The organism is Bradyrhizobium sp. Leaf396 (genome assembly GCF_001424605.1).
Lineage (GTDB): Bacteria > Pseudomonadota > Alphaproteobacteria > Rhizobiales > Xanthobacteraceae > Bradyrhizobium > Bradyrhizobium japonicum_C.
In genome coordinates, this window is the sequence record NZ_LMQJ01000034.1 from 199,273 (window position 1) to 212,123 (window position 12,851).

Genomic DNA, 12,851 nt, shown 5'->3' on the forward strand with positions numbered 1-12,851 from the left:
GCCTATTTGGAGTTCAGCAAGGGAGCATTCACATGTCGCAAAGCCCAGCCGTTCCTGCCGGCACCCGAATCGGCCACGTTCATCTCAAGGTCGCCGATCTCGATCGTGCGCTCGGCTTCTATTGCGGCGTGCTCGGTTTCGAGCTGATGCAGCGCATGGGCTCGGGCGCGGCCTTCATCGCGGCCGGCGGCTATCATCACCACATCGGCCTCAACACCTGGGAGAGCAAGGGCGGCTCGCCGCCGCCCCCGGGCACGACGGGGCTCTTCCACACCGCGATCCTCTATCCGACGCGCCCCGCGCTGGCGAATGCGCTGCACCGTGTGCTCTCGGCCGGCATTGCGCTCGATGGCGCGAGCGACCACGGCGTCAGCGAAGCGCTGTACTTGCGCGATCCCGACCAGAACGGCGTCGAACTGTACTGGGACAAGCCGAGGGAACAATGGCCGTTCGGACCGGATGGAAAGCTCGCAATGTTCACCAAGCGGCTGGATGTGGAGGCATTGTTGCGGCAGCGTGAATTGTGAACTCTGCTCTCTCCTCCCGTCATTGCGAGGAGCGTAGCGACGAAGCAATCCAGACTGTCTCTGAGGAACAATTCTGGATTGCTTCGCTACGCTCGCAATGACGGAGTGTGATGAGGGGACATCGAAACATCAAGCGCGATGCCGAAGGGTGGGCACGGCGCAACGCGTCTCTGCCCATGCTACGATAGCCTTGCTCCTGGCTTGCCTCGCACCATGATCAGTGCAGCTGCCATCACCTCCAGCACGATGCAGAGATAGAACGGCAGCGAATAGCCGCCGGACCAATCGCGCAAGGCCCCGACCACGCCGGGGCCGAATGCGTAGGTGACCTGGTTGATCGCGGTGTTGAGGCTGATCAGCACACCGAAGGCGGCCGACTCGAACTCCTGCTGCACGATCAGCGAAGGCAGCGTTATGAGGTTGCCAACCGAGAAGCCGAACACCGCGCAGGCCGCGATCAGCACGTAGTCGTCGTGCAGATTGATGACGACGAGAAGCGCCGCAGCCTGGCTGAGGAACGACAGCGCGGAGGCGAGCCGCTGGTCGAGGCGGTCGATCACCAGTGAGAACAGTACACGGCCGACCACGGCCATCGCCGTCAGCACGGCGACGGCAAGAGCTGCCCGCTCCCGGCCGATCACGGGATCGAGGAACGAGATCAGGTGCACGATGAAGCCGACCTGCGCGAACAGCACGAGGGCGAAGGCTGTCGTCACCGTGAGGAAGCCGACGTCACGCAATGCCCATGCGCGGATCTGCGTCGAGGATTGCGGTCTTGCCTTCGCGGTCGCGTGCCGGCCGTGGCGGTCGGGCGGTCGGCCGACGAGAAGGAGAATGACGGGCAGCAGCAGCACCAGCATGGCTCCGGCAGCGGCGTACATCGCGCTGGCAAAGCCGACATGGCCGATCAGCATCACCAGCAGCGGAACGCCGGCGATGCCGCCGAAGCTCGCACCGTTCAGCGCAAGGCTGATCGCCATGCCGCGCCTGTGGTCGAACCACAGGCTGATCGTGTTCGTGATCATGCCGAGGCTGGTGCCGGCCCAGCCGAAGGCGAGCACGGCATTGGCAAGATAGAGCTGCCAGGGTTCGCGCACCGCGCCGATCGCAACGGCCGCGGCCGCCATCGCCAGCGTGCCAGCGATCAGGCAGAGCCGCGGCCCGTACTTTCGCACGGCTTCGCCGACGAAGACGACGAGCAGCGCGCCGAAGAGATAGAAGAACGTGGTGCCGGAGGAGATCAACGACGTCGGCCAGCCGCGCGCGCGCTGGAGCTCGGCGACGTAGACGCTCTGGCCGTAGAAGCCGAGACCCCAGCCGAAGGTGGCGAGCAGGAAACAGACCGCGACGATGCGCCAGCCTTCGTAACGGAGGGAGGATTCGTCAATTCGGGGCTGTTGGGGATTATCGAGCATGGCCGCCTACTCCGTCATGCCGGGCATAGCCGTTCGAAGGACGGCGTCGCTTCACGCTCGCCTATGCCCGGGACATCCACGCTCTTCCTTCGACGTAGCAGGACGTGGATGGCCGGGACAAGCCCGGCCATGACGACATCTAACCGACCCTCACCCGAAAATCACTTCGAGCGGGATCGAAGTATCAACGCTGCTGACAGGCTCCCGCCAGCCTAGACCGCGTCCGGAAACTCGCCCATGGCCGCGTCCAGCCGCGCCTTGCGGCGACGAGCCCAAGAGACGAGCGAGAGAATGACAAGGCCCAGCACGACCGGTGGGAACACCACGAGGTTGACCGCAGACCAGCCGTAATTGGCCAGCAACTGGCCCGAGGAGAACGAGCCGATCGCCATCATGCCGAACACCAGGAAATCGTTGAACGCCTGCACCTTGTTGCGCTCCTGCGGCTGGTGCGTCTCCAGCACCAGCGCGGAAGCGCCGATGAAGGAGAAATTCCAGCCCACGCCGAGGACAACCAGCGTGGCCCAGAAATGCATGGCGGTGAGGCCGGAGAGGCCGATACCGGCGGCGGCGGCTTCCAGCAGGAGGCCGGCGGCCACGATCTTCGGCGCACCGAAGCGGGCGATCAGCGAGCCGGTGAAGAAGCTCGGCCCATACATCGCGACGATGTGCCATTGCAGGCCGAAATTGGAATCGGACACGCTGAGGCCGCACATCTGCATCGCGAGCGGCGCCGAGGTCATCACCAGATTCATCATGGGATAGGAGATCGCACCGCAGAGCGCCGCCGCGATGAAGCGCGGCTGGGTCACGATGGTGAGCAGCGGCCGTCCGCCGTGCAGATCGGCCGGCGCGGGCTTGGGCATGTCGACGCCGGCGACGATGCCCATCGCGACCAGCGCGACGGCCGCCTGCACCAGGAAGCTGAAGGCGAACAGATAGGGCTGCCAGACGTCCATGGTCCATTGCACGAGCTGCGGGCCGAGCACGCCAGCGAACACGCCGCCGGCCATCACCCACGACACCGCCTTGGGACGGTAAGCCGCGCTGGCGCCATCCGCGGCGGCGAAGCGATAGGATTGCGCCACGGCGCCGTAGAGGCCGCCGAGGAAGGTTGCGAAGCAGAACAGCGCGAACGAACCGCGCAGGATCGCGAACGAGCCGAGCAGGCCGGTGAGCGTGCCGAGGCCCGTGCCGATGATGAAAGCCGCGCGACGACCGAAGCGCCGCGAAATCGTGCCGGTCGGCAGCGTGCCCGCAGCAAGCCCGACCACATACATCGAGATCGGCACCGTCGCGAACGACATGTCCGGCGCAAGCGTCGCGCCGACGATCGCGCCGGTTGCGAAGATCACCGCCGAGTTGGCGCCGGTCAATGCCTGCGCGGCGGCAAGGCGCACCACATTGGCACGCACGCGGGCGTCGTCGGCGATTTCGGCAGTAGACGTCACATCGATCATCGGCATTCCCGCCCGAAGGGCTCGTCAGGGGCTCTCGTTGATTCCCGGGACTATGGTGGGGCGCAAGAGGGTAAGCAACCGGCGCAAATGGGCGCAGGCCATGCCTCCGACGCAATCGAACGGATGATACCGGGCGGCACCCTTGACGGCTTGAGTTCGATCAAATCCTATCCGCCGCGACTTCCGGGAGTTTCATTTCATGTCGGTCGACGACAGGCCCACGCTCACCGCCCCCGACGACGATCCCTGGCTGTGGCTGGAGGAGATCGAAGGCACCCAGGCGCTCGATTTCGTCGAGCGGCAGAACAGCCTGACGCTCGCCGCGTTCGGCGGCAAAACCTTCGAGCACGACCGCGACATCCTCGCCGCGATCTACGACCGGCCGGACAACATCCCCTATGTGAGCCGGCGCGGCAACGATCTGCACAACCTCTGGAAGGACGCGAGCCATCCGCGCGGCCTGTGGCGGCGGACGACAATGGCGGAATTTCGCAAGGCCAGCCCGGACTGGGAGACCATGCTGGACATCGACCAGCTCGCAGCAAGCGAAGGCGAGGACTGGCTGTTGAGCCAGATCGCCACCATGCCGGGAAGCTCGCGCGCCATGCTGAGCCTGTCGCGCGGCGGCAGCGATGCCGTCACGCTTCGCGAGTTCGACCTCGCCACGAAGAGATTCGTTGCGGACGGCTTCACGCTGCCGGAAGCCAAGGGCGGCGTCGACTGGCTCGATGCCGACACGCTGCTGCTGTCGAGCGCGCATGGCGAGGGCATGACGACGAGCTCGGGATATGCTCGGACCGTTCGGCTGTGGCGACGCGGCCAGCCTGTCGATGAGGCGCAGGTGATCATCGAGACAACGCCCGATCACATGATGATTTATGGCAGCGTCGACGACACCGGCACTGCGCCGCGAACCTGGATCATAGACCAGATCGACTTCTTCAATCATGCGATCTGGCTGCGCGATGCCGCTGGCGTGACGACCAGGCTCGATCTGCCGACCGGGATCTGGATGCAGGCGCATGGCGACTGGTTCGCGATGAAGCTGCGCAAGGACTGGACGGTCGAGGGGCGGACCTACGCCACCGATACCGTGCTCGGCATTTCGCTTTCGGCGTTCCTCGCCGGCAGCCGCGATTTCGCAATCCTGTTCGAACCCGCACCACGGCGGGCGCTGCAAGGCCTGTTCTGGGTCGCCGGCAAGCTGGTCCTCTCGATTCTCGACGAGCTGAAGCCGCGCTTCGAGATCCGCACGCCGTCCACAACCGGCTGGAGCCGCGAGATGCTTCCCGGCCTGCCGGGAATCGGGGTCGTCGACGTCTGGCCGCTGGATCGCCATCCGTCCGAGAGCAACGGCGATCTGCTCGCCAATGTGCAGGACCCGCTGACACCGCCATCGCTGCTGCTGATCGAGCGTGGCGTCGCCAGCCCAACCGTGCTGAAGCAGGCACCGAAGACGTTCACCCCAGACGGGCTCGTGGTGACCCAGCACGAGGCGATCTCGATCGACGGCGAGCGCATTCCCTATGTCCAGACCGGCCCCGCCGCAGAGATCGGCGACGCGCCGGTCTATATGAGCGCCTATGGCGGTTTCGGACTTTCCGTGAAGCCGTATTACAACGCCTCGCTCGGCAAGCTGTGGCTGGAGCGCGGCGGCACGACGGTGCAGGCCAATTTGCGCGGCGGCGGCGAGTTCGGCACGCGCTGGCACGATGCCGGCCGGCTCGCAGGCAAGAAGCTGTCGCATGACGATTTCGCCGCGGTCGCTGCCGATCTCGTCCGCCGCGGCGTGACGCAGCCGAAGCGCATCGCGGCGCAGGGCGGATCGAACGGCGGCATCCTCATCACCAACATGCTGGTGCGCTACCCCGAGCGCTTCGGTGCGCTGTTCTGCACCATCCCGCTGATCGACATGCGCCGCTACACCAAGCTGCTCGCGGGCGCGAGCTGGATCGCCGAATATGGCGATCCCGACAAGCCCGACGAATGGGAGTGGCTGCAGACCTACTCGGCCTATCACAATGTGAAGGCCGGCCAGCCCTATCCGCCGATCCTGATCGCCACCACGCGACGCGACGACCGCGTTCATCCCGGCCATGCCCGCAAGATGGCGGCGAAGCTCCAGGCGATGGGCTATGAGGCCTGGCTCTACGAACCGGCAGCCGGCGGCCACGGCTACGGCAAGGACAACAAGGAGCGCGCCGGCTTCGAGGTGCTGGGCTATCGGTTTTTGAAGGAGAGGATCGGGTGGCGGGATGGCGACTAGCGCTAGGGGCGCGGACGTCTCCACATCGTCATGGCCGGGCTTGACCCGGCCATCCACGACTTGACGTGTCGAACGGCGAACGTGGAAGCCCGGGCACGACGACCTTCTAGCGCGCGAACACCAGCGTGAGGTTGTTCGCGGGCATATCGATCGTATCGACGAGACGAAGGTCCGCGCCCCGCGCGAGACTCTCGACGTCGCCGATGTCGCGCACGCCCCATTCGGGATTGCCTTCGCGCAATGAGGTGTCGAACACCGCATTGCTGAGCGCAGTGTGCTTGCCGTCGCGCTTGAAGGGGCCGTAGAGGAACAGCTTGCCGTCGGCGCGCAAGTATCGACCCGCGCCGGCGAACAGGCCTTCGGCGACGACCCAGGGCGCGATGTGGATGACATTGGCGCAGAACACGGCTGCAAGGCTCGTCGGGCCCTGCCCGCTCTTCATCTCCGGACACCAATGGGGATCGATGAGGTCGATCCGCAGGGGCGGGCGGATGTTCGGCAGAGCCGCATATACCCGCCAGGCTTCGATGCTCTTGAGGTGGCGCTGGTTGAGGTCGCTCGGCCACCAGATCAGGCCGGGCGTGTGGCGCGCGAAATGAACCACGTGCTGACCTGTTCCGCTGCCGAGTTCCACCACGTTTCCGGTCGCGCCGGCGAGATGCTTTTCCAGCGCAGCCCAGATCGGCTCGTGATTGCGATGGAAGGCCGGCGCATCGAGCCGCCCATCCGGCTCGACCCTTCCGCCGTCCCTGCCAAATTCGACGACATATTCAGCCAAGTGACGTCCCCAAAAAATGCGAAACAGAAAAGATGGCCATGCTGGCCGAACGTCCGAGAATAATCTGCCAATCCCGACCCGGCTGATGAACGAACTATCTCATCAGTTGCAATGCCGAGGATATTAACCCCATTTTGCCGTATGCATAGTCTTGATTGTCAGGCTCTGCCCTTTGTGCTTTTGAACCATTCCGCAAATGAGATCATCGACATACCGCTTCAGGACGATGCCTTGACCGTCTTTCCTCGCAAGCCCGCCTTGCTTGTTGCGCTGGCCCTGTTCGCCGGCGCTGCGGTGGCGACGGCGGAGGCGCAGTCCACCGTGATCGAGGGCCGGAAGCTCGCTTTCGACCGCAGCAAGGGCAATTGCCTGACCTGCCACGCCATGCAAGGCGGCGACCTGCCGGGAACGATCGGGCCGGAACTGAAGGATATCAAGGCCAGGTACCCCGATCGCAACGAGCTGGTCGCAATCATCTTCGACGAGACCAAGCGCAATCCGCTGACCATGATGCCGCCATTTGGCCGGAACCGGATTTTGACCGAACAGGAGATCAACGCGATCGTTGATTTCCTGCAGACCCTGTGACGGCCGGCTGCCCAGGAGACTTGAGATGACCACCACCACCGGCCCTCATCCGACGCGACGCCTGATCCTGCAGGGCGCAGCTTCCGTCGCGCTGCTCGGCCTCGGCAATCTGCCGTTCGGCGCCGCTCCCGCGCGCGCTGCGGCCAACGACAAATATCCGGAAGAGGCCTTCAAGCAGAAGAACGAGGCCGACGCGATCAAGGCGCTTTATGGCAAGACTGCCGAGCCGTCCGACAAGGTCAAGCTCGACGCGCCGGAGATCGCCGAGAATGGCGGCGTGGTGCCGATCTCGGTGACGACGTCACTCGAGAAGGTGACATCGATCTCGTTCTTCGTGGCCGAGAACCCGAATGCGCTCGCGGCAAGCTACAAGATCCCGGACGGCACGATCCCTGCCGTCGCCAACCGTCTGAAGATGGCCAAGACCACCAGATTGACCGCGGTCGTGGAAGCGGACGGCAAGCTCTACAGCGCGACCAAAGAGGTCAAGGTCACCGTCGGCGGCTGCGGCGGTTGAGCGAAGGGAGTTCGAGATGGCATCCAGCATTCGCGTCCGCGCAACGTCCAACGGCGACATCACCGAGGTGCAGGCGCTGATCCAGCACCCCATGGACACCGGCCTCGTCAAGAACCCCAACGGCGAACTGGTTCCGGCGCACTTCATCCAGGAGCTGAAGTTCGAATGTAACGGCAAGGACGTCTTCGTCGCCAATTGGGGCACTGCGGTCTCGAAGGACCCATACGTCAAGTTCAGCTTCAAGGGCGCCAAGAAGGGCGACGAGCTCAAGATCTCCTGGATCGACAACAAGGGTGCGTCGGACACGACGACCGCGAAGATCGCGTGACGATGAAGGTCCGCCTCTCACTTCTGCTCGGCTCCGTGTGCGCCGCACTTGTCGCGCTCGCGGCCGCGCCTCCGCGCGTGGCCGCGGCCGACAAGGTCGATCCCGTTGCCGATGCCAAGGCGTTCCAGAACTTCTTCTTCCAGAAGTTTCCGAACGTGAAGCGCGAGGATTTCGTCAACGGTCCTTATTCCATGAACGAGGACATGAAGCGGCAGTGGCGCGAGAAGGAGGAATTCCCGCCTTACGAGTTCGCGCTCGAAGCCGGCAAGGAGATGTTCGCGACGCCGTTCAAGAACGGCAAGACCTATGCCGACTGCTTCCCCAACGGCGGCATCGGCATCCGGCAGAACTATCCCTATTTCGACGAGAAGGAAGGCAAGGTCGTCACGCTGGAGCTCGCGCTCAACCGCTGCCGCGAGGCCAACGGCGAAGCGCCCTATTCCTATGTCAAGGACGAGATGGCCTCGCTGACCGCCTACATGGCCTATACCTCGCGCGGCAAGCCGATGGACATCAGGATCCCCGACGATCCCCGTGCGCTTGCGGCGTTCGAGAACGGCAAGCGGTATTTCTACACGCGACGCGGCCAGATGAACTTCTCCTGCGCAAGCTGTCATGTGCAGAGCCCGGGCGAGCGCATCCGCGCCGAAACCCTGGCGCCGGCGCTCGGCATCCTCAACGCGATGCCGATCTACCGCTCCGAATGGAGCGGCATGGGCACCACCAGCCGCCGCTTCGTGACCTGCAACAGCCAGACCCGCGCGGTTCCGCTGGAGCCGCAATCGGACGAATATCGCGACGTCGAGTACTTCCTGTCCTACGTCGCCAATGGCCTGCCGATCTCGGGACCGGGAGCACGGCCATGAAGCGGTCACTTGCTCTCGCCATGCTGCTTGCCTTGAGCCTTGCGCCATCCGCGCGCGCGGCGAACGAGGCGGATTACAAGGCGGCCTATGCCGCCGCCGAAGCGGCCTCCAGGGAGGCGGCCGGCATGCGCAACCAGTGGACCGTCACCGTCTCGGCATTGGCCGCGGCCAAGAAGGCGGCCGACGGCGGCGATTTCGATCGTGCTGTTGCCGCCGCCAGGGAGGCCGAGGCGCTGGCGAAGGCCTCGATTTTCCAGGCCACATCGGAAAAAGAAGCCTGGAAGGCGATGGAAATCCGCTAGACTGTTTGGGACAGTAGCCGTTTAGCGATCCCGAGAGGCGCGGAGAATTCTTGGATGGCGATCCGCCGCCGCGATGTTTTGAAAAGTGCAGGCCTCGCCGCCGCAACGCTCGCCCTGCCGCGGCTGGCCCGCGGCACTGAGACCGCCGGCATCTACGACCTCGAGCGGTTCGGCAACGCAAGAATCCTGCACATCACCGACACGCATGCGCAGCTCAACCCGGTCTATTTTCGCGAGCCCAGCGTCAATATCGGCATCGGCGAGATGGCGGGGCGGCCGCCGCATCTGGTCGGCCGCGCCTTCCTGGAGCGGTTCGGCATCCGGCCAGATAGCGCCGATGCCTATGCCTTCACCTGCGTCGAGTTCGAGAAGTCCGCCGGCCGCTTCGGCAAGCTCGGCGGCTTCGCCTATCTGAAGACGCTGGTCGATCGCTTGCGCGGCGAAGTCGGCGAGCGGCGTTCGCTCCTCCTCGATGGCGGCGATCTCTGGCAGGGCACCGGGCTTGCCAACGTCATGCAGGGCCGCGACATGGTCGAGGTTGCCAATTTGCTCGGCATCGATGCGATGACCGGGCATTGGGAATTCACCTATGGCGAGCAGGCGCTGCGCGACAATCTCGAGCGATTCAAGGGCGAGTTCCTGGCGCAGAACGTGTTCCTGACCGAGGAAGCCGCGTTCAACGACGCGCCCGCCTTCGACAAGGCCAGCGGGCGGGTGTTCAAGCCGTCGATGATCAAGGAGATGGGCGGGCATCGTATTGCGATCGTCGGGCAGGCCTTCCCCTACGTCCCGATCGCGCATCCCAAGAGATTTACGCCGGACTGGAGCTTCGGCATCCGCGAGGAGGAGCTGCAGAAGCATGTCGATGCGTTGCGCGGCGCCGACAAGGTCGACGCCGTCGTCCTGCTGTCGCACAACGGCATGGATGTCGACCTCAAGCTCGCAGGCCGGGTCACCGGGATCGACGTCATCCTCGGTGGCCACACCCATGATGCCGTGCCGCAGCCGATGGCCGTGAGGAATGCGGGCGGCACGACGCTCGTCACCAATGCCGGCTCCAACGGGAAATTCCTGGCCGTGCTGGATCTCGCGCTCGACAGGGGCAAGGTCAGCGATGTCAGGTATCATCTGCTGCCGGTCTATTCGGAGCTGCTGAAGCCCGATCCGGCGATGGCCGAGCTGATCGGTCGGGTCCGTGCGCAGCACGTGGCCGATTGGTCGGAAAAGATCGCAACGCCCGACCGGCTGCTCTATCGCCGCGGCAATTTCTCGGGATCCATGGACGAATTGATCTGCACTGCGCTCCGCACCGAGCTCGATGCCGAGATCGCGCTGTCTCCCGGCTTTCGCTGGGGCGTCACCGTGCTGTCGGGACAGGCGATGACCATGGAGGATCTGCTGGCGGAGACCGCGATCAGCTATCCCGAGACCTATGTTCAGGAGATGACGGGCGCCGAGATCAAGGATGTGCTCGAAGACGTCTGCGACAATCTCTTCAACGCCGACCCGTATTACCAGCAGGGCGGCGACATGGTGCGCGCCGGCGGTCTCAGCTACACCTGCACGCCGGAGGCTGCGATCGGGGCTCGCATCTCCGAGCTGAAGCTCGGCAACGGCAAGCCGCTCAGCGCCAGCCACCGCTACAAGGTGGCGGGTTGGGCTTCGGTCAACACCCGGCAGGGCGCGCCGGTGTGGGACGTCGTCGGCAAATATCTGCGCTCAGGCCGGATGTTGCAGGAGCGACTCGGCTCCGGCGTGACGTTGAAGGGGGTCGAGGGCAATCCAGGGATTGCGGGACGCGGATGATGCGGCTGCAGCTCAAATTCGCGATGATGCTGGCGCTGCTCGTCTGGGCAGCGGTGCCGCCTGCTCTTGCACAACAGGTGCCGCTGCAGGACAAGCCGTTCGCCGAGCACAGGATCGTGCTGCAGCTCTCCGATGGCGATGCGAAGAAGCAGTCCCTGGTGCTGAGCGTCGCCAACAACCTGCTGAAAGCCTACGGTCCCGACAAGATCGCGATCGAAGTGGTGGCGTTCGGTCCTGGCATCGACCTGCTTCTCGCCGGCGGCGAGCGCCGCAAGCAGGTCGAGAGCCTGATCGCACAGGGCGTGCGCTTCGACATCTGCCTCAATACGGTCGATACGATCGAACGGGAAACGGGCAAGCGGCCTGACTTCATCCAAGCGGCGACGCCAGTGCAGGTGGGCGTCGGGCAAATCCTGTTCCTGGCGGAGAACGGGTACACATTGGTGCGGCCGTAGGCACCTCGCCGTCATTCCGGGCGGCTCGCAGAGCCGAATCCGAATCTCGAGACTCCGCTACGAAGCTGCGCATCACCCGGAATGACGGGTCAGATCGCAATGAAAATCTTCCGATTGTTTTCTCATGGCAGTGAATTAATTCTCCTTTTGGCCTCCGCCGTAGTAAAATCCTCGAAACCAGTTCCACTGCCGGGTCCTGCCATGATCTTCCGCCAACTCTTCGACAGCGTTTCGGGCACCTACAGCTACCTGTTGGCCAGCCGCCACGGCGGCGAGGCGCTCATCCTCGATCCCGTTCTGGAGAAGGTCGACCGCTACTGCCAATTGCTGCGCGAGCTCGACCTCAAGCTGGTGAAGGCGGTGGACACCCATCTGCATGCCGACCACGTCACCGGGCTTGGCGAGTTGCGCGACCGAACCCATTGCATGACCGTGATGGGCGATCAGACCAAGGCCGACGTGGTGGCGATGCGGGTTGCCGACGGCGACAAGGTGACGATCGAGGGCCTGTCGCTCGACGTGATGTACACGCCGGGCCATACCGACGATTCCTACTCCTACCTGATGGGCGACCGCGTCTTCACCGGCGACACGCTGCTGATCCGCGGCACCGGCCGCACCGATTTCCAGAACGGCTCGGCGCGCGCGCAATATGACTCGATCTTCAACCGCCTCTTGAAGCTGCCGGACGAGACGATGGTGTTTCCGGCACACGACTACAAGGGCGACACCGTCTCCACCATCGGCGAGGAGAAGCGCTACAATCCGCGGCTGCAGGTGCGCTCGGTCGACGAATATATCGAGCTGATGGCGAACCTGAAGCTGCCCAATCCCAAGATGATGGACGTGGCGGTGCCCGCCAACATGCATGTCGGTCTGCATCAGGAAGAACTCGAGAAGGAAGGGCGCGCGCTCAGCGCAACCGAGGCGATCCGCATCCTCGGCCGGCCCGACATCCTGCTGGTGGACTTGCGCGAAACCAACGAGCGGCTGAAGCACGGCATGCTCGAAGGCGCACTGCACACGCCCTATCCCTCAGTCGAGGAGAGCCTCAAGCCCGGCGGCATGCTGCGCGAGGTCGCCGCCGCTACCGGCCGCCGCGTCGTCTTCTTCTGCGCCTTCGGCGAACGCTCGGCAATGGCGGTGGCGGCTGCAAAGGAGGCAGGGCTTCTCAACACCGCCCATATCGCCGGCGGCATCGACGCCTGGAAGAAGGCCGGCGGACCGGTGTTGCACTGACTTGCGATAGGTCAGGACCTGCACATATGTTCCGGATAGGAGCGGATGCAGCATCACCATCCGGAAAAACCATGGCCATTGGCAAGCTGAGCGAGCCGCCCAAATTCGTCGACGACAAGACCGCCGAGAAGCAGCAGGCGGACAACAATCCGAAGGTGCCACCGCCGGCCCTCGATGACGACGATTACGAGGATGGCGACATCGCAACGCCGAAACGCGATCGATACGGCCCCGATGACGAGCCGTTGTGAGGGTCTAGGCCGGCACCCCGCGCTTTGCTGTCGTCCCCTGCCCTCGCTACCTG

At 64.4% G+C, this 12,851-nt stretch carries 14 protein-coding genes; 11 read left to right on the forward strand and 3 right to left on the reverse strand.

The genetic code is table 11. The annotated features are described in order from the left end of the window. The first annotated feature begins 32 nt into the window (after nucleotides 1-32). Complete coding sequence (locus tag ASG57_RS25670; protein ID WP_024337028.1) at nucleotides 33-527, forward strand: VOC family protein; 495 nt, start codon at nucleotides 33-35, stop codon at nucleotides 525-527. A 179-nt stretch (nucleotides 528-706) separates the two neighbouring features. On the opposite strand, the gene ASG57_RS25675 is transcribed toward ASG57_RS25670, so the two are convergent. Together ASG57_RS25675 and ASG57_RS25680 are read right to left on the reverse strand one after the other, a co-directional pair. Continuing rightward, entirely contained in the window at nucleotides 707-1,942 is a 1,236-nt protein-coding gene (locus ASG57_RS25675; RefSeq protein WP_024337027.1) for an MFS transporter, read from the reverse strand. 212 nt (nucleotides 1,943-2,154) lie between these two features. Next, nucleotides 2,155-3,402, reverse strand: coding sequence for an MFS transporter (locus tag ASG57_RS25680; protein ID WP_057198225.1), 1,248 nt, complete (start codon nucleotides 3,400-3,402; stop codon nucleotides 2,155-2,157). A 199-nt stretch (nucleotides 3,403-3,601) separates the two neighbouring features. On the opposite strand from ASG57_RS25680, the gene ASG57_RS25685 reads away from it, so the two are divergent. Next, nucleotides 3,602-5,668, forward strand: coding sequence for a prolyl oligopeptidase family serine peptidase (locus ASG57_RS25685; RefSeq protein ID WP_057198038.1), 2,067 nt, complete (start codon nucleotides 3,602-3,604; stop codon nucleotides 5,666-5,668). 106 nt (nucleotides 5,669-5,774) lie between these two features. On the opposite strand, the gene ASG57_RS25690 is transcribed toward ASG57_RS25685, so the two are convergent. Further along, nucleotides 5,775-6,446 carry a DUF938 domain-containing protein gene (locus tag ASG57_RS25690; RefSeq protein WP_024337024.1) on the reverse strand — a complete coding sequence of 224 codons (672 nt, stop codon included), beginning with the start codon at nucleotides 6,444-6,446 and terminating at the stop codon, nucleotides 5,775-5,777. Between the two features lie 231 nt (nucleotides 6,447-6,677). On the opposite strand from ASG57_RS25690, the gene soxX reads away from it, so the two are divergent. From soxX to ASG57_RS25735, 9 genes are all read left to right on the forward strand, one after another. Continuing rightward, complete coding sequence (soxX, locus tag ASG57_RS25695) at nucleotides 6,678-7,034, forward strand: sulfur oxidation c-type cytochrome SoxX (RefSeq protein WP_024337023.1); 357 nt, start codon at nucleotides 6,678-6,680, stop codon at nucleotides 7,032-7,034. A 25-nt stretch (nucleotides 7,035-7,059) separates the two neighbouring features. After that, a complete protein-coding gene (soxY, locus tag ASG57_RS25700) occupies nucleotides 7,060-7,551 on the forward strand; it encodes a thiosulfate oxidation carrier protein SoxY (protein WP_057198040.1) in 492 nt (163 codons plus the stop codon). 16 nt (nucleotides 7,552-7,567) lie between these two features. Then, complete coding sequence (gene soxZ, locus ASG57_RS25705) at nucleotides 7,568-7,879, forward strand: thiosulfate oxidation carrier complex protein SoxZ (RefSeq protein WP_024337021.1); 312 nt, start codon at nucleotides 7,568-7,570, stop codon at nucleotides 7,877-7,879. Nucleotides 7,880-7,881: 2 nt separating this feature from the next. Continuing rightward, nucleotides 7,882-8,745 carry a sulfur oxidation c-type cytochrome SoxA gene (gene soxA, locus ASG57_RS25710; RefSeq protein ID WP_024337020.1) on the forward strand — a complete coding sequence of 288 codons (864 nt, stop codon included), beginning with the start codon at nucleotides 7,882-7,884 and terminating at the stop codon, nucleotides 8,743-8,745. Next, complete coding sequence (locus ASG57_RS25715) at nucleotides 8,742-9,047, forward strand: hypothetical protein (RefSeq protein WP_024337019.1); 306 nt, start codon at nucleotides 8,742-8,744, stop codon at nucleotides 9,045-9,047. Before soxA ends, ASG57_RS25715 begins: the two co-directional genes overlap by 4 nt. Nucleotides 9,048-9,101: 54 nt before the next feature. After that, a complete protein-coding gene (gene soxB / locus ASG57_RS25720; RefSeq protein ID WP_024337018.1) occupies nucleotides 9,102-10,853 on the forward strand; it encodes a thiosulfohydrolase SoxB in 1,752 nt (583 codons plus the stop codon). Continuing rightward, nucleotides 10,850-11,308, forward strand: coding sequence for a DsrE family protein (locus tag ASG57_RS25725; protein WP_024337017.1), 459 nt, complete (start codon nucleotides 10,850-10,852; stop codon nucleotides 11,306-11,308). Before soxB ends, ASG57_RS25725 begins: the two co-directional genes overlap by 4 nt. A gap of 201 nt (nucleotides 11,309-11,509) precedes the next feature. Then, complete coding sequence (locus ASG57_RS25730) at nucleotides 11,510-12,547, forward strand: MBL fold metallo-hydrolase (RefSeq protein ID WP_024337016.1); 1,038 nt, start codon at nucleotides 11,510-11,512, stop codon at nucleotides 12,545-12,547. Between the two features lie 71 nt (nucleotides 12,548-12,618). Further along, nucleotides 12,619-12,798 carry a hypothetical protein gene (locus tag ASG57_RS25735; protein ID WP_024337015.1) on the forward strand — a complete coding sequence of 60 codons (180 nt, stop codon included), beginning with the start codon at nucleotides 12,619-12,621 and terminating at the stop codon, nucleotides 12,796-12,798. Nucleotides 12,799-12,851: the final 53 nt, after the last annotated feature.